A 26,308-nucleotide genomic window follows, 5' to 3' on the forward strand; every position below is an offset into this window, starting at 1 on the left:
CTGCTTGATTGCCTCTCTATTATCGGCAAGGTTAGGCCATTTTGGATTTTGGATTTTGGATTTTGGATGGCTTGGCTGATGGTTGGTTGATTGGCAGCGGCGGCTGCGAAGTTTCTGCCAACACTCGTTCGCTGAGAAGAGTTAGAAAAGCTTGGCGTAATTGAGGGTCAGGACATTCTGCCAGAACTCGTTCAATTAGCGGATCGAGACGTTGCTGCTGTTCCTGATCCATCCAGACCATGCGGTGAATTTCGCTGCCATCCGGTCGAGTCACCGTCAACCGTCGCGCCTCAAAGCCACTTCGACTATGAGCAGCAACATCTTTTTGCAGCACTTCCAAATTTTTGAACCGTCGCGCCAGGTCACTCAAATTTAACTCAAAGGCTGTGACATCCTGATCCGTCCAGGCTTCTGCGGATTTATCGGCCACAATCATCAGCAGCGACTCTAACCAAATGCGATCGCTGACAGTTTCATCTGCTGCCGCCCGCACAAATCGATTCAGGTTGCTCTCCAGACAGTTCCCCAGCAAGTACTTTGCCCGAAACTGCAAATCCAATCGTAGTTGATCGCGATCGCTCCTTAGCCCAAAGGCGTTGTACAGCATCGCTTCACAGTCTTGCAGCAAGGCATCGTAGGCCGTGTGGATTTCCCGTAGGATCTGCACCAACTGTTCCCGAAACCGTCGCGCTGTTGCTGAATCCGTCGCTGTTTCATGTTCCGGGTCAATCTGAATTGAGTCTAAACCTAGCGCTCTGGGCAGATCTGCAAACAGTAATTCATCCGGCTCCTGGGTTTGCAGCAGCACCTGAATCACAGCTTGAGCATTGGCACTGAGCCGCTTCGATTTCACCGTATATGCGGGGAGCTTGCGGACAAACTGCACCAACGGTTTCACGACGGACAAAATCGTGCAATTACGGTTGCCCGGTTGCCCCTTCGCAGGACTGCTTCTGAGAATTGCCTCTAGTTCCCGGAACACCTGCGATCGCAATCCCATTACAGCAATATGTTTGACAGCAAACCGGGATGGATCTTTGACCAGTAGCTCAAAATGTTCTGCTCCCAGCACCGGAATAAACGTGCCATCTTTATAGACCGAAACTTCATCGACATAGTGCAGCAACACGGCAGCCAATAGTACCGGCACTACTCCTGACTTCACTCCATAGGGCGGATTGGCTAGTTGCTGATAGAGTTGAGCAAGCGATCGCGGCTTGTCGGTAGCTTCCAGACAAAACCGGGCGATCGCCTGCCACACAATTGCCACGCCTGAATCAGCGATCGCCCGATAAAATCCCCACACCCCATCCTCCTGCCGATGGATTCCCGTAGCTTCCAGCACCGAACCATACATGGCGACTTCCGGCCCATAGCCTGCTAACCCCAGGCGTGGCTTGTCAGCGTGTTTGAGCATGGCCTCAATTAGTTCGCGCCGCGCCTTTGCCCCCTGGGAGGTCAGTTCACGCCGATTGATCAGTTCATTGTCGAGTACTAGGCCCTGGCAGTAGGTGCGATCGCACAAGTTTGAAAGCGCAGATTGAAAGCCCCGGTCAGATTCAATGGCGGTGAGTTGCCCATCAATCCAGCAGGTATTTTTTTGTGCTGACCAGTTGAATGCTAGAGCGATGGTTTCATTCAGGAGTTGCTCTGCTTCGACCAGGCGCTGTCTTACCTCTCGCTTTGCCACGCCATCCGTTTGCAACTCAGGAGCATCTTTCCAGATCTGCTTCAGTGCCCAAAAATCTTCACTCCGCATTCGTAGTAGTTCAAGATTGGCAACTGTAATCACAATCAGTGGTTTGCCATCCGCAGTCCGTGCTGGAACTGATTCAGGTGAAGCAGTATCTAACCAGTAAGCAATCAAACCATCACTCCCTGAATTAGCACCAGTTAACGCCTTCAGGTCAACCCGACTATCCACATACCGCTGCTCAAAATAGCGGAGATTACCCGTCGTGGTGTAATGGCGTTGAGCGACCAGCGGTTTTAAGGGATGGGTGGTGGTCAATAAATCGGCTAAGGGATTGTAGGCTCGCTCGATTTGCCCTTGAATGGCGGCTTCCACATCGAAATCAGAGCCTTGCCAGATTCGCAGTTCGTCTTGAGCGCTGCGGTGGGTGATTAATTTTTTCTGCTTCAGGTATTGGATCGTCTTCTGCCAACGCTGACGGCCCTTTTCATCGGTGGGGGTGTCGCACAATGCCAGTGCTACTAATTCAGGAGTAGCCCGAAACTTTCCAGTTGAGGTGATTAGATTGAGAATTCCAATGGTTTTTAGGACTTTGAGCACATCCTGGCTCTGGTCTCTGGCATCCTGAATCAACCCCTGTACTTCTACCCAACGTTGTAAGTTGAGACGCGATGCCAATCCGGTGACGGCATCCACAAAGTAGTCATAAAGCTGGTACAACTTCAGGGTGGGGATGTGATCTCCCTGAATGGTCGTAGACTTGAGAAACTGCGGCAAGGCGTAAGGCTCGTCGCTGGTGAGAAAAGTAAACAGAGAGCGATCGTTCTGGGCGTAGCGCACACAGAGCATGGGCAGCACCAGCGCCGTCAGGGGGTGCAGGGGATAGGCATCTGCTAGCACCTTTGCCGAAATCTCGTATTCTGAGAGTACGTCTTTTAACGCCTCAAACCAGTGTTCTGCTTGGCGGTGAAGGTCGGGTCGAATTTGACTGGAGTGAACGATCGCTTGCCCAATTAAGCGAGTCATTTGACTAGGCGATTCAGTGAGAACAATGTCTGTGAATCGTCCGTGAATCTTTGTCCATTCGCTTTGCTCGACGGTTGAGAGGCGATCGCCATACCCGGCAAAGGACTGATGCAGAATCCCCACCAAGTGAACTTGGTAATCGCCCTCTAGCTCTAATTCGGCAATTTGTTGCAGCAGGTATAGATCTTGAATTCCCTGATGATGCGCCGCATATTCCAGATTCTTGCCCAACTCATCAATAATGAGCAGCACATCTGTTTCAACCGTCTGGACAACCTCTCGAAGCAATTTCAGCACTTGTTGGTCGGTAACCTGGCAGTTGCCCTCCTCTGCCTGGAAGCGCCACTCATTCAAATCCATCCAGAAATCTGGCTTCCGCCTTTTTTTCCAAAATCGATCAAAGCCATAGGACAGGGCGCGCACAATCGTCCAGCTCAGCGGTTCTCGTTGAGCGGTGGCGACGGCTCTCACTAACCCTGCTTCAGGAATGCGTCTGATCGCTTCCATTTCGGGGCTATTGGCCGGAAAAACCGATTCAGCGATCGCCCAAGCTGCCTCAGCAACCGGACTTTCTTCTGGGGCACACAACGCCGCCAGATAGTGAGCAAACGCTGACTTTCCGGTGCCATAGACCCCGGTGAGCGTCCAGGCGCGGTGAGCATTCGGATTGCCAATGGTAGACAGAATACGTCGCAATGCTTCAACCGATCGCTCCGTCGGAACATAGCCATGCACTGCATCAGGCTTATCTAAATCTCTCTCTAGGTTGACGGATCGGTAGTAGCGGCGGTGTAGCTCAAAGTAAGTTGCAAGCGTCTTATGGGTCATCTTACTCACCTTGCTCACCTTCCCGTTCGCGGAGCGTCTCCAGAGGAGAACCGATAATACCCATCTAAGATAGCCGCTGCTAGGCTCAGTGGCTCCCCTTCAAAGGAAAATTGCAGCTTTCCGGCAGCATCAGACAGTTGAATTTGCTCCCATCGTCGGGCTATAACTTCGATCGCGTTACAGATGGCACTTTCAGTCAGCTTAAACACGAGTCCTGGACTACCAGGGTTGTAGAGCAAATTGGCAATGGGGATTGTTTTAGCAGGGCTACCCGTTCGTTCGCGTAGCGTCTCCTGAGGAGAAGCATGGTGCTGTAAGCAGGCATAGACCACCACTTCTGGCGGCAAGTTGGGTTTTTGTCCAACGCGAAATAGATAGTGCCGCGAGTCCCCTGCGGTGTGAATCAACCCCAGTTCCGTAAAGGGGCAATCCAGGGAATCTTCGCTGACTTGAGCCTTACCACTGGGTTGTGCGACATACATCCGCAAAATGCAACTCACATCCTTTCTGAGTGAAGACTCAGAAATACGGGGAGCTTTGCGATCGCGGTACTCACAAAGCTGGTAAAACAAATCTTCAGTCGTAAACTCGACCCGGCGAAAATAGTTGAAGGCAAAATCCCAGGCGGTCGCTAGGTTGGGCGCTTCTAGCAATTTCCAGTGCAGCAGCCAAAGCGAGGCAGGATCTTCTAGATAAGAGTCCCAGCCTTCCTGCCCCAAAAGTTGCTGACCAAATTCTGTTGGCTGGTCATCCTTCAGCAGCTTAAAGGCAGAACACCAGTATCGAATGGAGCGCACCATGTTCTTTCCCACGCCGAGCCGGACAGGGGCATCCTCCCTTAAGAAAATCTCCGAATCGATAGAGGCACGGTCAAAACCTTTCTTCAACCAACCAAAGCGGGGATGAAACGTTTCATGACGAGCAAAGACGATGGCTTTAGAATTGCCACTGGCATCTGTATTGCGATTCGCTTGCTCTACCGCCATACTCTACCGCCATAATTTTATAGAACGAATGTACCTATTTTTTACGATTCGGAGCGTCCTGGAAAGCCCCAGCTATAGCGTGCATCTATTATGCTACTCCATATATAGAGGGAGGAGCTTAATTGTCCTTAATTAACTCCTTAATTAACAGGGATAACGCAGAATAATGAAGCGCAAAAAGTGATCAACCGTTTAAGGGCAATAGCATAATGGGTTCAAATTGCGACTTAGGCCGATGAAGTCTTTTGCGGATGTTTTGTAGCCTTGATGACTTTAGTGCGATCGCCGTTACCTGCCAACGCAGCAAGGTGGGTAAGCTTCTGCCGGATGCCTTATACGTCCACGTCTCAGCCCTAGAATCATTAGACCCGCTTCTCCAAGAGTACGAGAGTGCAGCAAGGGAAATTGCTGCCCGCCCAGAAGGGATCACGCTCGTTAAATTCAATCTAGAAAAGCCGAGTATTTCCTATCTCTCATACCCAGAGTTTGACAGCGATCCACATCCTGCGCTTCAGTCCAGCATTCAGGTGAACCTGCAAAGCCGTGAGGTGAACTATCGAGATTACGGTGAGGCAGGCAACCCCTTTATTCTTCACCGAAAAGAAACTTTTGTTACGACTGATTATCCCCACTACCAGCAGTTCGCTGCCCTCACTCGTCAGGAAGAAGCTCTAGGACTATTGGATAATCCGAAGGCGATCGGGACACGCTTAGCTTGGGAGGAACGCTTAGCCCAATTTAAGGTGGCGTTTCAAGGACATACGCTGGTTCATCGTTCTCTACTGAATTCTCGTTCTTCTCAGGTTAAGATCGATCGCCACAAAGCAGCTATCAGCCGAAACGACTTCTCTAAACCTGTGCGTTTGGCATTAGAGACAGGGCTGCTGAACCAAACCACAACCTTCTTTGACTACGGCTGTGGGCAGGGCGGAGATCTGGAGCGGGTGGCTAAACTGGGCTACGAGAGTGCTGGCTGGGACCCCTACTACCGTCCAGATTCTCCCCTAGTGGCTGCGGATGTCGTTAACTTGGGATATGTCATCAATGTCATCGAGTCTCAGGCAGAGCGACGTGAGGCTTTGATTAAAGCCTGGGAGCTAACCGGGCAGGTGCTCATTGTGGCAGCCCAGGTTCTCATCGCGCAGGGGAATAGCCAAATTGCCTATGGGGATGGGGTGATTACCAGCCGTAATACCTTCCAGAAATACTATGACCAGGAGGAACTAAAGATTTACATTGACCAGGTGCTTGGGGTTGATGCAGTTCCAGCAGCATTAGGGATCTACTTTGTTTTTCGAGACGAGGCCCAGGCTCAGACTTTTCGGGCCTCCCGGTTTCGATCGCGCGTCAGTGTTCCGAAAGTTCAACTCGCAAATAAACGGTTTGAAGATTACAAGGAACTGCTCACTCCATTGATGGCATTCTTTACGGAGCGGGGACGACTACCAACCCTAGAGGAACTGCCTGAGACGGAAACCCTTAGTGCTGAATTTGGTAATCTGCGACGGGCATTCCAGATCGTCCTACAAGCCACAAACCCACAGGAATGGGATGAGATTAGCGATCGCCGCCGTCAGGACTTGCTGGTTTATCTAGCGTTAAGCCATTTTGGTCGTCGTCCCAAGCTGCGGGACTTGACACCTGTGGTTCAGAACGACATCAAAAGTCTATTTGGAGGCTATCAGCAAGCCTGTGCTGCGGCAGACCTGATGCTGATGAGTTTGGGCAATCTAGAGGTCGTCGAGGAACGCTGCAAGAGTAGTGCAATCGGGCAGAAGCGACCGAATTCGCTGTGGGTGCATGTGTCGGCGATCGAGGCACTTGATCTGCTACTGAGGCTCTACGAGGGTTGTGCCTCTCGCACGATCGGTCGCCCCCAGGAAGCCAATGTCGTCAAGTTCCACTTCCGTAAACCCAAGATTTCCTACCTGTTCTACCCTCATTTTGACACCGACCCTCATCCTGCCCTGCACACCAGTATGGAGATTGACTTACGAGATCTCCACGTCCATTATCGGGATTATGACCCCAACGATAACCCACCCCTGCTGCACCAAAAAGATTCAATGGTGACAGCCGACTATCCGCTCTATGAGAAGTTCGCGAAGCTGACGCGGCAGGAAACCGATTGGGGCTTACTGGATGACTTGCGCCTGATTTATGACGATCGTGGCTGGCAAAAATGCCTGGAGGAGCATTGTGCTGAATTAAAGGGGCATCGTGTGGTATGGCGAAAAGATGCTGATCCCTATCGAGTGAAGTTGGTGCGATCGGCTATCCGAGCAAAGCAAACAGGGCGAAAGAATGAGGAAGAATAATGCTTGAGCTAGAGAGAATTCAGTCGCTTGCTCAGTCCTACTCACCTCAGGAGCTATTTGCGGCTCTAGTCTGGCAACGTCGGTTTAACGAATTTGATGGACAAGAAGTAATCACAGATCTCACTAACCATCACCATCTGTGGAAAAGTTTTCTTTTTACGAAACCCATTTATGCGCCAGATAAAGATGGATTGAGTTTTAATGGAGTGCTTGAAACGCTACTGGCAATGGCAAACTATCGTCCAATGCCAGAATCAAGCATCATTCACTTTGTTCCTTATCCAGCAGACACACTGTATGTCTTAGCAGAAAACCGAGACACGACGGTAGCTCAATTAATGGATTTGGGAAAGAAGTGGCGAGCAGATTGTGTAGATGTGTGTGATGGCACGAATGCTGAGGAGACTGAAGATTGGGAATTTCGAGACTATGTATCACTCCGTCTCCGCAAAGCTTTATGGGGCGAAGACTTGAAACGCGATCAAGATGCTGTGATCATCTCTTATTGGTGGGATTAAGATATGTACCGTTCTTTAATTACACAATGGATTCGTAAACTACGTTCTCGGCGTAGTCAAGGTGGAGAATTTAAATATAAACCTCTTTTAGTTCTAGCTGTTCTAGAGATCTTAGATAGAGAGCCTGAACATCCAAACTCTTGGAACAATAATACTTGCCATTTCGATTTTTCTCATGTGCCATGTGCTGATCCCGGCTTGGGTCAACCCGACCATTCTTGATGCCTGTCTCCAGGTCTTTCTGAGCCAGAAACCGTTTCAAATCCTTTGATCAAATCCTTTGAGCAGAACCCGTAGGTTAACTGAAACCGCTCCCTGCCGAAGTGAGCAATCACAGGGTCAAGGATTTGATGGCACAGAGCCTCTAAAGCTGGGATTGTCTCTGACCGGTTTTCTGGATACGGGTTAATCTGATCCGCATACTTCTGGTAAGTTTGCGTGCAGGTGCAAAACTCGTTCAGCGTCAGGTATTGACCGATTCGCATCTCTTTCACAGTCTGAGCCATCCTGAAACTCCAGGCTCTTTGTATTGTATCTATATATCTGTCCCCACTTTATTGCCCAACCCAATTCAGCAAACCCCAGAACAGAAAATTCTTCAAAGCTCGACATAACCTGCATTCAGCAGTGCTGTTTTGGTAGAGGTGAGATCTTTTCCAGCATTCACCAGGTGAATTCGAGGATAGTCACTTAATACACTTAAATAGTCACTTAATTGTCGTGCGTTGGCGTAGCCGCTCTGAAAGAGCATCGCCTCTGGGCTGGTATATCGGGTTCGACCTGATTCAGAGTGGGTTCTCTCCAATCTCCAAACAACCAGCACTAGCTCAGACCATAAATTTAAGAGTTCAGGTGCAACCAGATCACCCACCACTAATCACCCACCACTAATCACCCACCACTAAAATGCGTAGGCTTTGCCGCACGGAGTGTTCGATTGAGTAGTGATCTCGCAGGAATGTAGCTGCATCTCGCGCCAACTTCTGATGCTCCCTCCAGGTAATACTCATACAGCCGATTGCGCGGCTCACCTCGGAAAAACAGGACATCGGGCATGAATCCATGCTGCCCTAACCGATAGACAAACCCACCGCCCAACGACTGTCCCAATTTCTCATATCGCATTCCCAACCCAAACATTGCCATCTGTAAGGCTTGCCGCAGTTGGAGAATAGAAAAATCGCCAACTGCCATGATGGGAAGGGTTTTCTGGCTGATAGTCAATGATCTCCGCCCACTGTTGCAGTGTGGAGGCATCAAGCCCATCGAGCCTGGTGAACGTTGGTGCGCCGAACGTGTGGGATAACGCCTGCCACCACAACTGTTCTGGTGCAAGGGCAGCGGTGGCGACAGCAGGTGCGGTAGCACGTATCGCCTCTACAACTCACCCTCGAAGAATTTGGCTCAGTAATCGACGAAATATTCCTTCGATAGCTTGACAAAACTTGACGGAAGCGAATCTTGGAAAAGTTGTCCAAAATTCCAGGCGCAATCACACTCACCCATCAAGCCTTCCACTTTCTAATTCTACTTTCTAAAAATGGAGCTAAGCGGATTCGAACCGCTGACCCTCTCAATGCCATTGAGATGCGCTACCAACTGCGCTATAGCCCCTTGTGCGTTTTCTATGATGCCTGACGAATGGCAACTTCGTCAACTAATCTTTGGGTTTCAAGTGAGAGATTTGGCGTTTAATGGGGAATAGCCTTGTTGCGATCGCCCTTTGGCGCAGAATCTCACGCCCTATGATTGACCTGCCACCCGAACCTTCCGAAACGTCTCCAGCGTCGCCCGCCCCCGACCGCGCCCCCGCCGAGCCAGATATAGAGGCGCTGCTCCTGTCGCTGCGACGAAAGCAGGGCACCTGGATGGACTGGGGCAAAGCCTGCTTGCAGTTGCAAAAAGCTGGCTATTCGCCGCAGCAAATTTTTGAGGCGACGGGGTTTGAACCCGTGCAGCAAAACCAGATTGTAGTAGCGGCGCAGGTGTATTTGTCGATGCTGAAGGTGGGCGTGTCGGACGCGGTGCGGGCCCGTTTTGAGCGGACGGGTAGCGATACGCTGTACGAGTTTCGGGTGCTGAGCCAGGGCGATCGCGCGGCGATTGCAGAACTGGTGGTACAAAAAGGCGTGGACTCGGAAGGGGCGCGGGATCTGGTGCGGGCGATGAAGGAGTATTCGCGGCTGGCGGCCCCGCCAGAGAAGTTTCCCCAGGCACCGGGCGACGCGGTGGCTTATTTTTGCTGGAACCTGGCGCGGCAGCAGGCGGATCTGCAAGCGCGATCGCGCCTGATTGCCCAGGGGTTGAAATTCGCCAGCAGCGACAGTGCCCGCCAGCAGCTCGAGCATTTGCTGACGGATTTTGGCGTGGCTCGTGTGCAGCAGGCTCCCCGGCTGCCGTTCTATCGGCTGGAAACGGAGTCAGAGGTGCCGAGGGTGATTCCGGTGGCGGGTCGGCTGCCGCTGTCTCGCGCCCACCTCCAGGCGGTGCCGATTCTGCAAGAAGAGGAACCCTTTGGCATTGTTAAATTTTCGGGCACGGGGGCTTGGGTGCCAGTGCCCGGCTGGCAGGTGATTTTGGCGGCCGAAGACCCCGTGGCGCTGATCACCGACAGCGACCAGCTGCCCAATGCGCCGGAGGGCAACTCGGAGCCGGTATTAGTGATTCTTGACCGGGCGCAGCGCCAGTGGGACGAGTTCAGCTACTTTGTGGTAGACCAAGAGGGACAGTTGGATATTCAGTGGTTTGACGTGCCGCCGGCCAAGCCAATCCTGGGGCGAGTGGTGCTGATCATGCGGCCGAAGCGCGTGCTGGACGAAGACTTTAATAAAGAGCTGTGGCAACTGGAAGAATAGGGTTCGATCTGGGCGTGGAGGGCGGTCTTGAAGAGTCTGGCGATCGCCCGGCCAATCCGGCTGCCAATCCGCTGAAGGCAACTGCGGCGGCGATTGACCCGGTGATTTGGAACGACTGGTATGTGGTGGCTCGGTCGGTGGATGTGCCCATTGGCACGGTGGGGCGATCGCGCTTGCTTGATACGGGCATCGTCCTCTGGCGCAGCGCAGATGGGGCGGTGCAGGCGTGGCGCGATCGCTGTCCCCATCGCAGCGTGCAGTTGTCGAAGGGACGGGTAGAGGGCGATCGCCTTGTGTGTCCCTATCATGGGCTGGCGTTTGACCCCAGTGGGCGCTGCGTGTCGGTTCCGGCACACCCTGGCTATACGCCGCCGCCCCAGTCCTGCGCCGAAACCTACGCCGTGCAGGAGCGCTACGGGCTGGTCTATGTCTGCCTGGGGAGTCCGGAGCAGGGAATTGTGGACTTTCCCGAATGGCGCGAACCGGGCTATCGCGGGCTGATCGCCGGGCCCTACACCATCCACACCAGCGGGCCGCGGGCAATCGAGAACTTTTTGGACGTAACCCATCTACCCATTCTGCACGCTGACATTCTGGGTTCTCCCCAGCGCCCTGAAATCGCCGACTATGAGGTGCAGGTCACGCCCGCAGGCATCGTGGCCCGCAATCTACGCATCTGGCAGCCCGACCCCTACGGCACAGGCAGTGGCAGCGAGGTGGTCTATGATTACCGCGTAGAGCGTCCGCTCACGGCGCACCTCCGCAAGCCCAGCCCCAACGGCGAAAATCTGGCGCTGCTGTATCACGTCACGCCTGTCAGCGAGACGGAGTGCGTCGGCTGGATGGCAATGGTGCTGAACTTTGGACAGGAGATTCCGAATGCAGAACTGATTGCCTTTCAGGATCGCATCGTGCAGCAAGACCTAGACAATCTGGAATCCCACGACCCGCCGCAACTGCCGCTAAATCCTGCGATCGAGTTTCACCTGCCGGGCGATCGCACGTCGCTAGCCTACCGTAAGTGGCTCCGGCAACTGGGCGTGCGGTATGGGGTGATGGTCTAGCTTCCGAAATCCCTCTAGCCCCTCGCGCCCACGCTGGCAGAGTCGCGGATATGCTCCAGGGTCAGCGTGCCCACGGGGGAACCGTCTTCTAGCACGGTGAGCTTGGGTGCGCCGGTGCGGAGAATCAGCGACAGGGCATCGCGCAGGCTGTCTTCGCGGGCGATGGTGGGTTGTCCATTGTGTCCATTGAGGGCGTAGCCGTCGGGCAAGTGAGTCATGGCGGTGGCCACGCGCAGCAGGCTGAGCTGGCGCACCATGTCGTCCGCACCCACCAAGTTATGCACAAACTCGTCAGCCGGTTTGGTCAAGATATTGAATGGCGTGTCGTATTGCACGATCTGTCCCGCCTTCATAATCAAAATGCGATCGCCCAGCCGTAGTGCCTCTTCAACATCGTGTGAGACAAACAGAATCGTCTTTTTCAACTGCCGTTGCAGCCGCAAAATTTCGTCTTGCAGCGTAGCACGGGTAATCGCATCGATTGCTCCAAAGGGTTCGTCCATCAGCATCACCTGCGGGTCGCCCGCTAGCGCCCGCGCCAGCCCCACCCGCTGCTGCTGTCCGCCGGAGAGTTGGGCGGGATAGCGATCGCGATATTCCCCTGGCGGCAGCGCCACCAAATCCAGCAGTTCGTCGATCCGCGCCTGAATGCGGGGATTGGCCCAGCCTAGCAGCCTGGGCACAACAGCAATATTCTGCGCTACGGTCATGTGGGGAAACAGCCCCGACTGCTGAATCACATAGCCAATCTGCTGGCGGAGGCGGGTCTTGGGCAGTTGGCGAATGTCCGTGTCGCCCAGATAAATGGTGCCTGCTGTCGGCTCATACAGCCGATTCACCATCTTCAGCAGGGTCGTCTTGCCGCAGCCGCTCGGCCCCAAGATGACGACCAGATTGCCCGACTCCACCTCACAACTGACGTGATCCACCGCCGCCCGGGCCATGCTCGGAAAGCGGAGCAGCACATTATCAAATCGGATAGTGCTCATGGAGTAGCCCCTAAATCAGCCCTTCGCTCGTCAGAAACTCGCGGGCCACGTCGGCGGGTTCCTTCTGGTTGCCGCTGACTTCAAAGTTGAGGGTTTGCATCACATCGTCGGTGAGCTTGGGCGCAAGGGCATTCAGCGCGTCGGCAATTTGAGGATTGGCATCCAGCGCCTTTTGCCGAACCACAGGCGCAACCTGGTAGGGCGGGAAGAGGTTTTTGTCATCTTCCAGCAGCACCAGATCAAAGGCTGCGATTTCACCATCGGTGCCAAAGGCAACAGCGACATCTGCTTCGCCATCCACCAGCCCTTTGTAGCGCAGACCTGGGTCAACGGCTTTGTAGCCTTTTAGCTGGAAGTCGCCGTAGGCTTTTTTGATGCCGGGGAGACCGTCTTCACGCTGCTCAAACTCTGGCGGGCCGATAATCGTCAGTTCGCTGGCTCTAGCAGCCATATCAGAAATGGTTCTAATGCCCAGTTCTTCAGACTTGGCGCGGGTCATGGCTAGCGCCTGGGTGTTGTTCATGGGCGACGGTTCCAGCCACACCAGGTCAAATTGCTCTTTATAGCCTTTAGAGACGGCTTCAAACACGGCCTGGCGATCGCTCTGGGCAGGCAATTTTAGCACCGTTAGCAGCCCCGTGCCCGTGTATTCGGGGTACAGGTCAATTTCGCCACTCATCAGCGCTGCTTGGGCCACAGGCGTTCCCCCCAGGTTCAGCTTGCGGTTCACCGTCAGCCCCGCCTTTTCCAGCACCAGCGCATACATCTCGCCGATGATAAATGCTTCGGTGAAGTCCTTGGAGCCGACGGTGACCGTCCCCCCGGAGGTAGAGCCACTGGGGCCGCCACTGCCGCCCGCGCAGGACACCACGACAAAGGCGGAAAACAGCGCCACCAAGGGCAAAATCAGCAGTCGGCGCAGGGACTTGGAAACGTGCATGTTGAAACCTTGCATAGTCTAGTTGGGCGCGATGGAGGAGTTAGGGGTTAGGGGTTAGAAAGCCGACCTAATCAGAGCTTCTGAAACCTCTAACTGTTCTGAGGAACTGTTCTAAGGATTGCGCTGACGCTGTGCAATTGCCAAAGGCCAGAAGCCTGAAGGCCGATTTGCAGCCAAAAATTGCTCAGCAAAAAAGGTTTCACTCATCATAAAGGATTCAACCCAAATCCAGGCGTTTCGCTAGGCAAACTCCGTCCAAGGGGGCAAAAATTTCAGCGCCTCTCCCTTCGCTGGGTGGATCGAGTCGGAGCGCATCCCAGTTCTGCAAATTCGCCCTCATCCCCCAGCCCCTTCTCCCAAAAAGGGCGAAGGGGAGCCGGATTGGCAATTGACCCTGCGCCAGGGAGCCGCCCGCGCCCTAGGGCTGATCGGCGCACCCAGCGGACAGCCCGTGCCCATGCTGATGGTGCAACTGCGAGATGGGCAGATCAGCACGCAGGTCAAGTCGATTCCGGTCTATCAAGAAGCCCTGCCACTAGAGCAGATCCTCAACTTGGTGAAAATTCCCGGCGGAGCGTTTCTGATGGAGTCGCCGCCAGAAGAAGAAGGGCGCGATTACTATCAATACAACCTTCCAGAAACAACAGGGCTGATTGTAGAGCAGCAGCATCAGGTCACGGTGCCGCCTTTTTCGATAAGCCAGTTTCCTATCACCCAGGCGCAGTGGCGGGCGGTGGCGGCGTTGCCCCCGGTGAATCGAGAACTTGATCCAGACCCAGCCAACGCTAGCTTTAAAGGCGGCGATCGCCCCGTCGAAAGTATCTCCTGGTACGACGCGATCGAGTTTTGCGATCGCCTCTCGCAGCACACGGGCAAGCCCTACCGCCTGCCCAGCGAAGCCGAATGGGAATATGCCTGCCGCGCCGGAACCACCGACCCCTTCCACCTGGGAGACACCCTCCGCTCCGACCTTGCCAACTACGACGCCACCTACACACACGGCAACGGCACAGTCGGGGTCTATCGACAGGCAACCACCGAAGTCGGCAGCTTTGGGGTCAATAGTTTTGGCTTGGGCGATATGCACGGCAATGTTTACGAATGGTGTCTCGATCACTGGCACCCCACCTACGAGCGATCGCCCACTGATGGCAGCGCTTGGATAACTGAGGGTGACGATCGCTACAGGCTGGTGCGGGGCGGTTCCTGGTTCTACTATCCGGCCTTTTGCCGCTCTGCCAATCGCAACCGTAACACGCCGCACAACCGCAACAATAACATCGGGTTTCGGGTGGTCGGTGTTTTCCCTGCACTCTTCTGTGCCAGAGTCGATGGATGGCAATTCGTCGAGCGTGTTGAAGGAGAGTCCAGATCTGCTCCTGTGATATCCAGTTCATGGACTATCCAAAAATCAAACAAAGTCGAGCAGCCTGGTAAGCCTCATCGCCGAACGGTTGCTCGGCTTGAATTTATTTATGGCAATTAGTCATTTACACTTGCAGCCAGCCGAAAATTTCGCCGACGGTGAGCTGCACTGCCTCGGCAAACGCGGGCACAGGCAGCACGCTGTCCGGCTCATCAAAAAGCTGCACTGAGCGATCTGCACCATAGACAAAGATGCAGACCTCTTCCGGGTCGAGCAGCCAGCCCAGTTCCGCGCCGTGACTGAGGCAGTGCAGAATGTTGCGAATCACCCTGGACTGGCTCTGTCCGGGCGAAAGGATTTCTATCGTCCAGTCGGGCGGCAGGTTGAACGTATTGGCCACTTCGCCGCTGCTGTCTCTGGGAATGCGATCGGCGCGGAAAACCGCGATGTCGGGCACAATCGAGCGCCCGCCAAAGGTACAGCGCAGTTCTGGAAACGCCTGCCCTACAGGATTGGCGCGAAACGCAGCCGTGAGCGTGAAGGTCAATTCGCGCTGTAAAACGCTGTGCTTTCCTTGGGGCATGGGCTTTTGAATGATATTGCCATCGATGAATTCGCTGGCGGGCTTGGTTTCGGGCAGCGCCAGAAATTCCTCTAGGGTCAACGGTTTTGTGGGAACTTGCACCATGAGCGAGGCTCCAAGAGCAGAGGGCGAACTGAAAAGGGCGGATTAGAGCGTGAGGGTTGAGTCTTATTCTAGGCGATTCCCCTGCAACGCTCCTTGAGTCGCTATGCTCTGGCAGAGCTTCACTGAATAAATGCGTGGCTCCTAAAAATTCTGGATGCGAGGCGATGATGAGATGATGGACAGGGTGATGAATAGCAAGCAGCGAGTTTAGAGTTTCCCCTCCTCCCGTCACGTCTTACCCCATCCCGTCCAAAATGGTCTACTACATTCCGCCAAAATTTCTCGATCGCCTCGCGGTGCATATTACCAAGAACTTTCTGGCGTTGCCCAATGTCAAGGTGCCGCTGATTTTGGGGATTCATGGGCGCAAAGGCGAGGGCAAAACCTTTATGTGCGAGCTGGTGTTTAAGCGCATGGGGCTGGGGGCGGTGTATATGTCGGCGGGCGAGTTGGAAAGCCCCGATGCGGGCGATCCGGCGCGGCTAATTCGGCTGCGCTATCGGGAGGCGGGCGAGTGGAGCCGCACCCACGGGCGCATGGCAGTGCTAATGATCAACGACGTAGATGCGGGCATTGGGCGGGTGGATGCCAGCACGCAATATACCGTGAACACGCAGTTGGTCAATGCCACGCTGATGAACATTGCCGACAACCCGACCAATGTGCAGCTTCCGGGCAGCTATGACGCAGAGCCGACCCAGCGAATTCCGATTATCGTGACGGGCAATGACTTTGCAACGCTGTATGCGCCGCTGATCCGCGATGGACGGATGGAGAAATTCTTTTGGGACCCGACGCGGGACGATCGGCTGGGCATTGTGGCGGGCATTTTTGAGGCGGATGGCGTTCCCCGATCAGATGTGGAAGCGCTGGTGGATCACTTTGCTGAACAGGCGACGGACTTTTTTGGCGCACTGCGATCGCGCTTGTATGATGAACAGGTTCGCACGCTCATTCACCAGGTCGGCATCGACAAGATTTCGCAGACGGTGGTTCACAGCGACGGCAAGCCGATGGAATTTCAAAAACCCAACTTTAGCCTGCAACATTTAATTGAGATTGGCACGGAGATGGTGCAGGAACAAGAACGAATTCGTGAACTGCGGCTAGTGTCTGAGTATCACGAGGTGCTGAAGGGCGATCGCCCCCGCTCAGCGAACCGTGCCAGCCATTCGGTCAGCAAGTCCGATAAATACTTTATGTATTATGGCGATCGCCCTGGTGCAGCCGAACCTACACCCTCCAAGTCCTCAAACGGGAACGGTGGGGTTCTGTCTCAAAGTGTGCCAACTAGAACACTGCACCCTATCGTGGCAGAGGTCGCCGAGGACATCCGCAGCATCCTGGCAGGAGGACTGCGACTCGGCATTGAGTACGTGGATGAGCGTCGCTATCGCATGGGTTCATGGCAATGTTTTGGAACCTACGATGGCAGCCCAGAGGAGGCGATCGCCGCTCTGGAAACCTGCCTCGCAGAACATCCGAAGGATCACATTCGCCTCGTCACTATCGACAAACACCGCAACCGCATGGGCGATCGCCTCCTCCAGCGCCCGTAGCAGCGAGAGGTCAGGTGTGAGACTGGGCAGCAAATCAAAAAGTGAACCGAGAGTGAGCCGAGAGTGAGCCGAGAGTAAACACAATGGGCGATGAACGACGCGAGGGGACAGAACCTCGCACAAAACACAAGTTTGGCTGGGGCTGGGGGACGGTGCTGATCGCGGCGGCCCTCTTCTGGGTGCTGTGCAGCATTTTTGCGCTGCAACGGTTCTATAACTTTTTCCCGACGTTTGTGTCGTTCGACCAGGGCATCTTTAACCAGGTGTTTTGGAATAGCCTGCACGGGCGCTGGTTTGAAAGCTCCCTCTCCTCCAGCGAATCGAGCGCCGTGCAGCTAGACAACCAACTGCCGGAGGTGTTTTATCGCCGCCTCGCCCAGCATTTCACCCCGGCGCTGCTGCTGTGGCTGCCGATTTATGCCCTGTTTCAGTCCCCTGCGGGGCTGTCGCTGCTGCAAGTGACGCTGATGACAGCAGGCGGACTAGTGCTATACGCGCTGGCCCGTCACTATCACCCGCCCCAGGTGTCGGCGCTGATTGCCGTCAGCTACTTTTGCGCGAATGCGGTCATCGCGCCGACGCTGGCCAATTTCCACGATTTCTCCCAAATTCCGCTGTTTGTCTTTGGCCTGCTATGGGCGATGGAAAAGCGGCGCTGGTGGCTGTTTTGGCTGCTGCTGGGGCTGACGCTGGTAGTGCGCGAAGATGCCGGGGTGATTACCTTTGGCGTGGGCTTCTACATGGCAGCATCGCGGCGGTTTTTGCGGGCGGGGGTGGCGGTGTGCGTCCTCAGCCTGGGCTATATGCTGCTGCTGACGAATTGGGTGATGCCGCTGTTTGCACCGGACATTTCGCGGCGGTTCATGGTGGAGCAGTTTGGACGGTTTACCGACGGGCAGGAGGCTTCGACGCTAGAGGTGCTGTGGGCGATGATCCGCAACCCCGACCAGGTTCTGGCAGAAGTGGTCAACCCACCGGGACGCACCCTCAGCTATGTCCTGGCGCAATGGCTGCCGCTGGCGTTTGTGCCGGTGATTTCGCTGGATGCGTGGCTGCTGACCGGGTTTCCGCTGCTCAAGCTGCTGCTGCAAGAGGACCCTACTGCCCTGTCGATGCACCTGCGCTACGCCGTGTCGCTGGTTCCAGGTTTGTTCTACGGCGCAATCCTCTGGTGGCACAAGCATCCCCACTGGTTTCGCCCACGCTTGCGGCAGTTTTGGCTCTTTTGCCTGGGGCTGGCGCTGCTGCTAACGATCGCGTCAAATCCCAATCGGGCGCTGTCGGTCTTCATTCCTGACTCGATTCAGCCGTGGGTCTACACGTCACCCGCCCGCCAGTGGGAACACGCCCAAGCCGTGCGATCGCTCTTGCGGCAAATCCCCGACGATGCCAGCGTCACCGCCACGGGAAACATCGTGGCGCATCTCTCCAGCCGCCGCGAGGTCTTGCGCTATCCGGGCACGCGCCTGATCAACGACGACCGCAAACAGATTGGCGTGGAATATGCCGTGCTGGATTTTTGGTATCCACTGCGCTTTTCGGCGGCCTTTCCCGACGAAGGCAGAAGCTTTTTTGGCATGACCAACCGCGTCCTCGGCTGGCTCCGAGACGGCAGCTTTGGGCTGATGGATTTTCAGGATGGCGTTGCCCTGCTGCGGCGCGGCGTGCCCTCCAGCCCCGAAGCTGCCGCCGCCTGGAACCAGTTTCATCAACCGCTAGATTAAACCAGCCGACGGAACTTGAATCGCTTGCATAGAATGTTCTTTTGGAGTCTCTTTCCCCTGCTGCCATGAATGCCTTTGAACCGCCTGCCGCCGAAAATCCCGTCGCCGAAAATCCCGTCGCCGAAAACCTTGCTGCCCAAAAACTATACGAGGGCAAGGCCAAAATCCTCTACGCCACCGACGATCCAGAAGTCTTGCTGACCTACTTCAAAGACGATGCAACCGCGTTTAATGCCCAAAAGCGGGGCACGATTTCCGGCAAAGGCGAGGTAAATTGCGCCATGTCGCAGCACTTGTTTCGCCTGCTAGAGGCGCAGGGCGTGCCGACTCACCTGATCGACTGCCCCACCTCCAACACCATGCGGGTGCGGCGGGTATCGATTGTGCCCCTAGAGGTGGTAGTCAGGAACATTGCAGCGGGGAGTCTCTGTCAACAGACTGGGTTGGAATTGGGAACCCCGCTCAGTCCGCCGCTGGTGGAGTTTTACCTTAAAAACGATGCCCTCGGCGATCCGCTGCTGACTGAAGATCGGCTGCGCGTGATGGGGCTGGCTACACCCGATCAGGTGCAACAACTCCGGGAAATGGCGCTGCGGGTCAACCAAGTGCTGTCTGAGTTCTTCAATCAGTGTGGGATTACGCTGGTGGACTTCAAACTGGAGTTTGGGGTTGATGGAACAGGCAAGCTGCTGCTGGCGGATGAGATTAGTCCCGATACGTGCCGTCTGTGGAACCAGGCGGAGTCTGACCCCAACCGCAGGGTGATGGATAAAGACCGATTTCGACGCGATTTGGGCGATGTGGAGGCTGCGTACCAGCAGGTGCTACAGCGAGTTCTGGCACAAAGTGTCTAGAAGGGCGTTGCCAATGCTGTAAAATTGCTCCGTTTGCTCGGAATTGCGATTCGCGAAGCGATCCCTACGGGAATCGCACTCGGCTCGTCAATCCCGATCTGCGTCTCGACTAGGCTATCTCGACTGGGCTATGCCGTCGCGCTGATCCGAATCGTTCCTGGCTGACCTAGCCGATTGTTTTGCTCAGTTCTTCCTGTCTGTGGTGTGTGGACGTGTTAAAACCTATGCGTTTTTCTCCTGTCGTATTGGCGGCGATCGCCATTTCTTCCGTTTCAGGTCTTGCGGCTCCGGCGGCGCGTGCCCAGACTGCCCCCCTTTCCGAGCAATTGTCCCAAGGTCCGGTTCAGCAGGCACCCCATGAGCCAGTTGATGCATCCGCTGCTGCTGTGGGTGATGCAGCCGCCCCGCCGAGCCTGGTCAAGCCAGCCCTGCTGCCAGGGGCGATCGCCCGCGCTGAGGTGGATGCCGCATTGGGGATGCCAGAAGGGGCGATCGCAGCGACTCCAGACTCGGCAAATTCAGCGAGTTCAGCAAATTCAGCAAATTCGACAGCAGTGAACGCGACCGCGCTGGCGGAGCGGCTGGCCCAGAAGCCCGCTGAACCGCAACTCTTAGAAGCCTCAGCCCCATCAGCAGTTGAAACCACAAGCCTGGGAACAGCCGACCCTACGACCTCCTCCACGCTGTCAAAACTGGCCTTGCCCCAGACAGGAACCTCGCGCCTAGGCGACCCGATTGAACTGGCCCAGTTTATCCCCCAACCCCAGCCCACCCCTGCTGAAGCCACCCCCACGGCTCCCCCAGAGGAAGAACCACGGGTGCTGGTGTCCGAGTTGGTTGTCAGCGGGGCCCCCAGCCCAGAGCTAGAAGACGCGGTATTTAACGCCATTAGCACTCGCGCTGGCGCAACTACAACGCGCACCCAGCTTCAGCGAGACATTAACGCGGTATTCGCAACAGGCTTCTTCTCAGACGTGCGGGCGGTTCCCGAAGATACGCCGCTGGGCGTGCGAGTGACGTTTGTGGTACAGCCCAACCCGGTGCTAACGGCAGTGCAGATCCAGGGCAACGAGGTGCTGCCCCAGCAGGTGGTTGACCAGACCTTTGGAACGCAGTACGGTCGCGTGTTGAACCTGAACCAACTCCAGACGGGCATCCGCAACATCAACCGCTGGTATCAGGACAACGGCTATGTGCTGGCGCAGATAATCGACGCACCCCGCATCAGCCAGGATGGCGTGGTCACGCTCTCGGTGGCAGAGGGCGTGATCGAGGATATCAACGTCGCCTTTCAAACCGAAGACGGCGAAACCGAGGACGACGACGGCAACCCGATTCGAGGCCGCACCCGCGCTTTCATCATTACGCGGGAGTTTGAAACCAAGCCTGGGGACGTGTTCAACCAGAACCAGATTCAGCAAGACCTCCAGCGGGCCTTTCGACTGGGGCTATTTGACGACTTGCAGGTGACGCTGAACCCAGGTGACGACCCCCGCAAGGTGGACGTGACCATCAACGCGGTGGAACGCAGCAGCGGCTCGATCTCCGCTGGGGTGGGCGTGAGTTCGGCTAGCGGTCTGTTTGGCACGGTCAGCTATCAGGAGCAAAACCTGGGCGGCAACAACCAGCGACTCGGTGCAGAGGTGCAGTTTGGTCAGCGGGATTTGCTGTTTGATATTAGCTTTACAGACCCGTGGATTGCAGGCGATCCAAACCGCACCTCCTATACGGTCAACGCCTTTAGCCGTCGGTCGATTCCGCTGGTGTTTCAGGGCGGCGAGACGGAAGTGACGCTGGAAAATGGCGATCGCCCCCGCGTGCGGCGGATTGGCGGTGGTGTCACCTTTGGTCGGCCCCTGGGGAATGGCTGGCGGGCTACGGCTGGGTTGCAATACCAGAACATCCGCCTGCAAGACTCCGATGGCGATCTGGCTCCGGTGGACGAATTGGGCAACCAGCTTAGCTTCAGCGAATCGGGCACAGATGACATTTTGCTGGTGCAGCTCAGCGCCAGCCAGGATCGCCGCGACAGCGCCGTCGCTCCCACGCGGGGTTATAACCTCCGGATTTCGACAGATCAGTCGATTCCTGTAGGTCAGGGCAATATCTTTTTCAACCGACTGCGGGGCAGCTATAGCCGCTACTTCCCCGTAGACATCACCGACTTCACAGAAGGGCCCGAAACGCTCGCCTTTAACGTGCAGGGCGGCGTGGTGCTGGGTGATCTGCCGCCCTACGAAGCCTTCTCGCTGGGCGGCACAGACTCGGTGCGCGGCTATGAGGCGGGCGATGTGGGCAGCGGTCGTGCCTTTGTGCTGGGTACGGTGGAATACCGCTTCCCCATCTTTTCAATTGTTGGCGGCGTGCTGTTTGTAGATGTGGGCAGCGACTTGGGAACTGGCAGCGACGTGCCAGGACAGCCCGCTGTGGTGCGCGACAAGCCAGGAACCGGGATTGGCTTTGGGCTGGGAATTCGGGTGCAGTCGCCGATTGGCGCAATCCGGGTAGACCTGGGCTTTAATGATGAAGGCGACAGTCGGATTCACTTTGGCATTGGGGAACGATTCTAAAAGTAGCCTTACAAGACTCGTCAGGTTTTGATACCGCCATCTGGGCGATCGCAATGGAACAAGTCCTCTCTTCCTCCAGTCCGCCATCTGCCAATCGCAGCGAAGCCTCTGCTCCCGGTCTGCTGAGGGATCAGCAGCATACCCTGACCCGCCCACTGGCGCAGTCGGGCGTGGGGCTGCACCTAGGCGAACTCACCCAAGTCAGGATTTTGCCTGCCCAGCCCGGAGATGGGCGCTACTTTGTGCGGGTGGATTTGCCGGGGCAGCCTGCCATTCCGGCTCACATTGATCAGGTGCGCGAGACGCGACTTTCGACCGAGCTGGCGGTGGAAACCGATGATGGTCGTGCCAGCGTCCGCACTGTGGAACACCTGCTGGCGGCACTGGTGGGCATGGGCATCGACAACGCCCGCATCGAAATCGACGGACCCGAAGTACCCCTGCTGGATGGTTCCGCTCAGGACTGGGCCAGGGCGATCGCCGCTGCCGGAATCACCGCTCAGCCCGTACCCCGCGCCCTGGTTCCCCTGCCAGAACCCGTCTGGGTGCGCCATGACGATGCGTTTGTAGCCGCGATCCCCGCCCCAGAACTGCGCTTTAGCTACGGCATCGACTTTGACCTGCCCGCCATCGGCAACCAGTGGATAAGCTGGTCGCCTAGCACAGAACCCTTTGAAACGGCGATCGCCCCCGCTCGCACCTTTGGACTAGCGCACCAGATCGACCAACTGCGATCGCTCGGCCTGATTCGCGGCGGCAGCCTGGACAATGCCCTGGTATGCGGCCCCGACGGATGGCTAAACCCACCCCTGAGATTTTCAAATGAACCAGTGCGTCATAAACTTTTAGACTTAGTAGGAGATATCAGTCTGCTCGGCTGGATGCCCCTGGCGCACCTAGTCGCCTACAAAGCAAGCCACCAACTGCATACTGACATGGCTCGCCGCCTCCGACTGTCCCCGTTTGCGCCCTAGCGTCATTCTGTCAGCGCCGTTGCTGCCCAATCTCCCACCCTCGGTTTCCGCAGCCCTATTACCGCTCTTGTCTGGTTCCTGCTGCCCAGTCTCTAGCCACCTTTCAAACCTTTGATTCCATTATTCCCCTCTGTCAGCCCATGACCATTTTGACCGACCTTCATACTACCGTGTCCCCTGTTCAGACCGAGCCAGAAGCGGCTCCGGTGACCCCCACTGCACCGCCGACCGTGCTTTCGGTTGAGGAAATTCACAAGCTGCTGCCGCATCGGTATCCGTTCTCTTTGGTCGATCGAATCATTGAATTCGTTCCCGAAAAGCGGGCCGTGGGCATCAAAAATGTTACGTTCAATGAACCCCACTTTCAGGGTCATTTTCCGGGTCGCCCCATCATGCCAGGGGTATTGATCGTAGAGGCCATGGCCCAAGTTGGGGGCGTAGTGCTGACGCAGATGGCCGACGTGCAAGACGGTCTGTTTATGTTTGCAGGCATCGACAAAGTGCGGTTTCGCCGTCCGGTGGTGCCGGGTGACCAGATCATCATGACCGTCGAACTGCTCTGGGTCAAAAAACGCCGCTTTGGCAAAATGTATGGACGCGCAGAGGTAGACGGGCAACTGGCTGCCGAAGGCGAATTGATGTTTTCACTGGTGGACTGATCCTTGACTACCCTGATTCACCCTACGGCTGTTATCCACCCCGACGCTGAGCTGCATCCGACGGTTCAGGTTGGGGCCTATGCAGTCATTGGCAATCGGGTGAAGGTGGGCCCAGGGACGGTGATTGGGGCCCATGTGGTGCTGGATGGCTGGACAGAAATCGGAGCCCGCAACCAGATCTTTCCGGGTGCTGCCATCGGCTTGCCCCCGCAGGATTTGAAATACGACGGCGCGATCACCCAGGTCAAAATTGGCGACGACAACCTGATTCGAGAATACGTGACCATTAACCGCGCTACCTACACGGGCGAGGCGACGGTGATTGGCAATGGCAACCTGCTGATGGCCTACGTGCATGTTGGGCACAACTGCGTCATCGAAGATCGTGTGGTCATTGCCAACAGCACCGCGCTGGCTGGGCATGTGCACATCGAGGCGCGGGCGACGATTAGCGGCGTGCTGGGCATTCACCAGTTTGTGCGGGTGGGGCGACTGGCGATGGTCGGCGGCATGAGCCGAATTAACCGCGACGTGCCGCCCTACATGCTGGTGGAGGGCAACCCGGCCAGAGTGCGATCGCTCAATCTGGTGGGTCTGCGCCGCTCTGGGCTGATGGATGCCGACCAAGGACGCACCTATCAAGCACTCAAAAAAGCCTTTCGCACCCTCTATCGCTCTGGGCTGCCGCTGAATCAGGCAATCGAGCAGATCGACCTGCTGCCCGACTGCGAACCCTTGCAGCATCTACGACAATTTTTGCAACTGTCGCAATTGCCAAGCCGCCGGGGGCTGATTCCGGGGAGTGGTCGCAGCCGAGGCGCAGATTGATGGACACGGTTGAGCCAGCCCACTCGCCTGCGGCCCGGTCGGCTCGGATTTTGATTAGCACGGGCGAGGTGTCGGGCGACTTGCAGGGGGCGCTGCTGGTGGAGGCGCTGCGGCGGCAGGCTGAGAAACGCGGTCTGGCGCTGGAGATTTTGGCGCTGGGGGGCGATCGCATGGCGGCGGCCGGGGCAACCCTGCTGGGCAATACGACCGCCATCGGTTCTGTCGGCATTGTCGAGGCACTGCCCTTTGTGCTGCCGACGCTGATGCTCCAGCGGCGAGTGCAGCAGCAATTACAGCAGCATCCGCCCGATCTGGTCGTCATGATTGACTACTTTGGGCCAAACTCGCGCATCGGCACCTATATGCGTCGCCACTTTCCCCAGGTGCCGCTGATTTACTACATCGCGCCGCAGGAGTGGGTGTGGTCGCTGAGTCCGGCTAAGACGCGGCAGGTGATTAGCCTGAGCGATCGCCTCCTGGCCATTTTTCCCGAAGAAGCCCGCTATTACGAAAAATGGGGCGCAAACGCGACCTACGTTGGGCATCCCCTGGTGGATCGCGTGGCCACCTTTCCTAGCCGCGCCGCAGCCCGTCAGCAGTTGGGCATTGCCGAAGATGAAGTGGCGATCGCCCTTTTGCCTGCCTCTCGCCGCCAGGAAGTCAAACACCTGCTGCCCGTGCTGTGTCAGGCGGCGCAGCAAATTCAAGCTGCCCTGCCCCAGGCGCACCTCTGGATTCCGCTTTCGCTGTCGCAGTTTCAGACCCCTGTTGAGCAGGCGATCCGGCGCTACGGGCTGCGGGCGACGATTGTGACCGAGCAGACCCAGACCGTGATTGCTGCTGCCGACTTGGCGCTGACCAAATCTGGCACGGCCAACCTGGAAATTGCGCTGGCAGGCGTGCCCCAGGTGGTCATCTACCGCGTCAGCCGCGTGACCGCGTGGATCGCCCGCCGCTTCCTAAAGTTTTCGATTCCCTTCATGTCGCCACCCAACCTGGTAATGATGGAGCCGATCGTGCCGGAACTGCTGCAAGAAGCGGCAACTCCCGACAATATCGCCCGCGAAGGGCTGGCGCTGCTGATTGACCCAGCCCGCCGCCACCAGACCCAGCAAGACTATACCCGATTGCGCCAAGTGCTAGGGGCTGGCGGCGTGTGCGATCGCGCTGCGGGGGAGGTGCTAGATCTGTTGGCGCATCGAGAGATGGGACGGGTAATGGCGTAGAAAAGGGCGAGCGGCTGGCATAACCTGATCCCGGTTCCCTGCTATATGATCCTGGGGAAACCGAGTTGGAGGCCGCCATGACCAACCCCCTCACCCTTCCCCCAGATCTGTCCTTTGAGCAGGCGATCGCCCTGACGCAAGACCTAATGTCACAGATGGCGGCAGGCACGCTGTCGGCTGAGGCAGAGGAACAGGCGATCGCCGCTTTGGTGTCCAGCGAAAATGGGGCGCGGGGCTTTTTCGTCACCTATCTCACCAGCGACAGCGCCTTGGCAGATACGCCGTCAGAAGCCGTGGTAAAAGCGCTGCAATCGTCCCCCGGAACCGTCGCGGAACTGCTGGTGAAAAACGTGGCCATGTCTTCCGCAATGGCGATCGCCCACCGCCGCAACCAAGTCGAAGACATGGCACAGGGTTCCGAGCGGGTCAGCCGCCGCACGCTAGATCTGATCCAACGGGTCGGCTTACCACAAGTGACTGAAAAAGCGCAGCAACTCCGCGACAGTGCCAAAACAGGTGATGGCCCCTACGCTGAATTTCTGAACCGCTGGCGCTACGACGACGAGCAGCGGGCGGTGATCCAGGCGGCGCTGGAGGGCGTTTAGGGGATTTTGGATTTTAGATTTTGGATTTTGGGGCGATC

General features: G+C 56.3%; 20 protein-coding genes, 1 tRNA gene and 1 pseudogene. 14 read left to right on the forward strand and 8 right to left on the reverse strand.

What is annotated here, in order from left to right:
* Positions 1 to 31: 31 nt before the first annotated feature.
* The gene (locus IGS16_RS13385) at positions 32 to 3,547 is read right to left on the reverse strand and encodes a hypothetical protein (protein ID WP_297086173.1); all 3,516 of its coding nucleotides are present in this window, start codon (positions 3,545 to 3,547) and stop codon (positions 32 to 34) included.
* Between the two features lie 14 nt (positions 3,548 to 3,561).
* On the reverse strand, positions 3,562 to 4,533 hold the full coding sequence (locus tag IGS16_RS13390) for a DUF4007 family protein (RefSeq protein ID WP_297086175.1): 972 nt from the start codon (positions 4,531 to 4,533) through the stop codon (positions 3,562 to 3,564).
* A 251-nt stretch (positions 4,534 to 4,784) separates the two neighbouring features.
* Here IGS16_RS13390 and IGS16_RS13395 point away from each other — a divergent pair, with 251 nt between their 5' ends.
* Both IGS16_RS13395 and IGS16_RS13400 read left to right on the forward strand, forming a co-directional pair.
* The gene (locus IGS16_RS13395) at positions 4,785 to 6,851 is read left to right on the forward strand and encodes a DNA phosphorothioation-associated putative methyltransferase (protein WP_297086177.1); all 2,067 of its coding nucleotides are present in this window, start codon (positions 4,785 to 4,787) and stop codon (positions 6,849 to 6,851) included.
* Complete coding sequence (locus IGS16_RS13400) at positions 6,851 to 7,369, forward strand: hypothetical protein (protein WP_297086178.1); 519 nt, start codon at positions 6,851 to 6,853, stop codon at positions 7,367 to 7,369. The genes IGS16_RS13395 and IGS16_RS13400 overlap by 1 nt, the downstream gene beginning before the upstream one ends.
* Before the next feature lie 139 nt (positions 7,370 to 7,508).
* Here the strand turns inward: IGS16_RS13400 and IGS16_RS22355 are convergent.
* The 3 genes and pseudogenes from IGS16_RS22355 to IGS16_RS13410 all read right to left on the reverse strand — a co-directional run.
* Positions 7,509 to 7,875, reverse strand: a pseudogene (locus IGS16_RS22355) (hypothetical protein); the annotation flags it as partial.
* Between the two features lie 385 nt (positions 7,876 to 8,260).
* Positions 8,261 to 8,563, reverse strand: coding sequence for a hypothetical protein (locus IGS16_RS13405; RefSeq protein ID WP_297086180.1), 303 nt, complete (start codon positions 8,561 to 8,563; stop codon positions 8,261 to 8,263).
* A gap of 347 nt (positions 8,564 to 8,910) precedes the next feature.
* A tRNA-Ala gene (locus IGS16_RS13410) sits at positions 8,911 to 8,983 on the reverse strand.
* Positions 8,984 to 9,114: 131 nt separating this feature from the next.
* On the opposite strand from IGS16_RS13410, the gene IGS16_RS13415 reads away from it, so the two are divergent.
* Both IGS16_RS13415 and IGS16_RS13420 read left to right on the forward strand, forming a co-directional pair.
* On the forward strand, positions 9,115 to 10,224 hold the full coding sequence (locus IGS16_RS13415; RefSeq protein ID WP_297086182.1) for a RuBisCO accumulation factor 1: 1,110 nt from the start codon (positions 9,115 to 9,117) through the stop codon (positions 10,222 to 10,224).
* Complete coding sequence (locus tag IGS16_RS13420) at positions 10,206 to 11,288, forward strand: aromatic ring-hydroxylating dioxygenase subunit alpha (RefSeq protein WP_297086184.1); 1,083 nt, start codon at positions 10,206 to 10,208, stop codon at positions 11,286 to 11,288. Before IGS16_RS13415 ends, IGS16_RS13420 begins: the two co-directional genes overlap by 19 nt.
* Positions 11,289 to 11,302: 14 nt before the next feature.
* On the opposite strand, the gene IGS16_RS13425 is transcribed toward IGS16_RS13420, so the two are convergent.
* Together IGS16_RS13425 and IGS16_RS13430 are read right to left on the reverse strand one after the other, a co-directional pair.
* Complete coding sequence (locus IGS16_RS13425; protein WP_297086186.1) at positions 11,303 to 12,277, reverse strand: ABC transporter ATP-binding protein; 975 nt, start codon at positions 12,275 to 12,277, stop codon at positions 11,303 to 11,305.
* Positions 12,278 to 12,287: 10 nt separating this feature from the next.
* On the reverse strand, positions 12,288 to 13,217 hold the full coding sequence (locus IGS16_RS13430; protein WP_297086188.1) for a glycine betaine ABC transporter substrate-binding protein: 930 nt from the start codon (positions 13,215 to 13,217) through the stop codon (positions 12,288 to 12,290).
* 388 nt (positions 13,218 to 13,605) lie between these two features.
* On the opposite strand from IGS16_RS13430, the gene IGS16_RS13435 reads away from it, so the two are divergent.
* Positions 13,606 to 14,703: a formylglycine-generating enzyme family protein gene (locus tag IGS16_RS13435; protein ID WP_297086189.1), complete on the forward strand. Its 1,098-nt coding sequence runs from the start codon at positions 13,606 to 13,608 to the stop codon at positions 14,701 to 14,703.
* 4 nt (positions 14,704 to 14,707) lie between these two features.
* Here the strand turns inward: IGS16_RS13435 and IGS16_RS13440 are convergent, their stop codons facing one another.
* The gene (locus IGS16_RS13440) at positions 14,708 to 15,271 is read right to left on the reverse strand and encodes a Uma2 family endonuclease (protein WP_297086191.1); all 564 of its coding nucleotides are present in this window, start codon (positions 15,269 to 15,271) and stop codon (positions 14,708 to 14,710) included.
* 254 nt (positions 15,272 to 15,525) lie between these two features.
* Between IGS16_RS13440 and IGS16_RS13445 the strand changes: the two genes are divergently transcribed.
* The 9 genes from IGS16_RS13445 to IGS16_RS13485 all read left to right on the forward strand — a co-directional run bounded on the left by IGS16_RS13445 (position 15,526) and on the right by IGS16_RS13485 (position 26,270).
* Positions 15,526 to 16,830: an AAA family ATPase gene (locus IGS16_RS13445; RefSeq protein WP_297086193.1), complete on the forward strand. Its 1,305-nt coding sequence runs from the start codon at positions 15,526 to 15,528 to the stop codon at positions 16,828 to 16,830.
* 83 nt (positions 16,831 to 16,913) lie between these two features.
* Positions 16,914 to 18,554 carry a DUF2079 domain-containing protein gene (locus tag IGS16_RS13450; RefSeq protein WP_297086194.1) on the forward strand — a complete coding sequence of 547 codons (1,641 nt, stop codon included), beginning with the start codon at positions 16,914 to 16,916 and terminating at the stop codon, positions 18,552 to 18,554.
* Positions 18,555 to 18,619: 65 nt separating this feature from the next.
* A complete protein-coding gene (purC, locus tag IGS16_RS13455) occupies positions 18,620 to 19,408 on the forward strand; it encodes a phosphoribosylaminoimidazolesuccinocarboxamide synthase (protein WP_297086196.1) in 789 nt (262 codons plus the stop codon).
* Positions 19,409 to 19,632: 224 nt separating this feature from the next.
* Positions 19,633 to 21,978, forward strand: coding sequence for a BamA/TamA family outer membrane protein (locus IGS16_RS13460; RefSeq protein WP_297086198.1), 2,346 nt, complete (start codon positions 19,633 to 19,635; stop codon positions 21,976 to 21,978).
* A 53-nt stretch (positions 21,979 to 22,031) separates the two neighbouring features.
* Positions 22,032 to 22,952, forward strand: coding sequence for a UDP-3-O-acyl-N-acetylglucosamine deacetylase (lpxC, locus tag IGS16_RS13465; protein WP_297086200.1), 921 nt, complete (start codon positions 22,032 to 22,034; stop codon positions 22,950 to 22,952).
* Between the two features lie 140 nt (positions 22,953 to 23,092).
* Entirely contained in the window at positions 23,093 to 23,611 is a 519-nt protein-coding gene (gene fabZ, locus IGS16_RS13470) for a 3-hydroxyacyl-ACP dehydratase FabZ (protein WP_068507388.1), read from the forward strand.
* Positions 23,612 to 23,614: 3 nt separating this feature from the next.
* On the forward strand, positions 23,615 to 24,439 hold the full coding sequence (gene lpxA, locus IGS16_RS13475; RefSeq protein ID WP_297086203.1) for an acyl-ACP--UDP-N-acetylglucosamine O-acyltransferase: 825 nt from the start codon (positions 23,615 to 23,617) through the stop codon (positions 24,437 to 24,439).
* Positions 24,439 to 25,665 carry a lipid-A-disaccharide synthase gene (gene lpxB / locus IGS16_RS13480; protein WP_297086205.1) on the forward strand — a complete coding sequence of 409 codons (1,227 nt, stop codon included), beginning with the start codon at positions 24,439 to 24,441 and terminating at the stop codon, positions 25,663 to 25,665. Before lpxA ends, lpxB begins: the two co-directional genes overlap by 1 nt.
* Before the next feature lie 77 nt (positions 25,666 to 25,742).
* A complete protein-coding gene (locus tag IGS16_RS13485) occupies positions 25,743 to 26,270 on the forward strand; it encodes a hypothetical protein (RefSeq protein ID WP_297086207.1) in 528 nt (175 codons plus the stop codon).
* Positions 26,271 to 26,308: the final 38 nt, after the last annotated feature.

The organism is Thermoleptolyngbya sp. C42_A2020_037, from assembly GCF_015272455.1.
Classification (GTDB): Bacteria; Cyanobacteriota; Cyanobacteriia; order Elainellales; family Elainellaceae; genus Thermoleptolyngbya.

What these genes read in the sequence shown, in the direction of transcription:
- IGS16_RS13385 (WP_297086173.1), bottom strand. Translation starts at nt 3,547, where the DNA reads ATGACCCATAAGACGCTTGCAACTTACTTTGAGCTACACCGCCGCTAC.
- IGS16_RS13390 (WP_297086175.1), bottom strand. Translation starts at nt 4,533, where the DNA reads ATGGCGGTAGAGCAAGCGAATCGCAATACAGATGCCAGTGGCAATTCT.
- IGS16_RS13395 (WP_297086177.1), top strand. Translation starts at nt 4,785, where the DNA reads ATGTTTTGTAGCCTTGATGACTTTAGTGCGATCGCCGTTACCTGCCAA.
- IGS16_RS13400 (WP_297086178.1), top strand. Translation starts at nt 6,851, where the DNA reads ATGCTTGAGCTAGAGAGAATTCAGTCGCTTGCTCAGTCCTACTCACCT.
- IGS16_RS13405 (WP_297086180.1), bottom strand. Translation starts at nt 8,563, where the DNA reads ATGGCAGTTGGCGATTTTTCTATTCTCCAACTGCGGCAAGCCTTACAG.
- IGS16_RS13415 (WP_297086182.1), top strand. Translation starts at nt 9,115, where the DNA reads ATGATTGACCTGCCACCCGAACCTTCCGAAACGTCTCCAGCGTCGCCC.
- IGS16_RS13425 (WP_297086186.1), bottom strand. Translation starts at nt 12,277, where the DNA reads ATGAGCACTATCCGATTTGATAATGTGCTGCTCCGCTTTCCGAGCATG.
- IGS16_RS13430 (WP_297086188.1), bottom strand. Translation starts at nt 13,217, where the DNA reads ATGCACGTTTCCAAGTCCCTGCGCCGACTGCTGATTTTGCCCTTGGTG.
- IGS16_RS13440 (WP_297086191.1), bottom strand. Translation starts at nt 15,271, where the DNA reads ATGGTGCAAGTTCCCACAAAACCGTTGACCCTAGAGGAATTTCTGGCG.
- IGS16_RS13445 (WP_297086193.1), top strand. Translation starts at nt 15,526, where the DNA reads ATGGTCTACTACATTCCGCCAAAATTTCTCGATCGCCTCGCGGTGCAT.
- IGS16_RS13450 (WP_297086194.1), top strand. Translation starts at nt 16,914, where the DNA reads ATGGGCGATGAACGACGCGAGGGGACAGAACCTCGCACAAAACACAAG.
- purC (WP_297086196.1), top strand. Translation starts at nt 18,620, where the DNA reads ATGAATGCCTTTGAACCGCCTGCCGCCGAAAATCCCGTCGCCGAAAAT.
- IGS16_RS13460 (WP_297086198.1), top strand. Translation starts at nt 19,633, where the DNA reads ATGCGTTTTTCTCCTGTCGTATTGGCGGCGATCGCCATTTCTTCCGTT.
- lpxC (WP_297086200.1), top strand. Translation starts at nt 22,032, where the DNA reads ATGGAACAAGTCCTCTCTTCCTCCAGTCCGCCATCTGCCAATCGCAGC.
- fabZ (WP_068507388.1), top strand. Translation starts at nt 23,093, where the DNA reads ATGACCATTTTGACCGACCTTCATACTACCGTGTCCCCTGTTCAGACC.
- lpxB (WP_297086205.1), top strand. Translation starts at nt 24,439, where the DNA reads ATGGACACGGTTGAGCCAGCCCACTCGCCTGCGGCCCGGTCGGCTCGG.
- IGS16_RS13485 (WP_297086207.1), top strand. Translation starts at nt 25,743, where the DNA reads ATGACCAACCCCCTCACCCTTCCCCCAGATCTGTCCTTTGAGCAGGCG.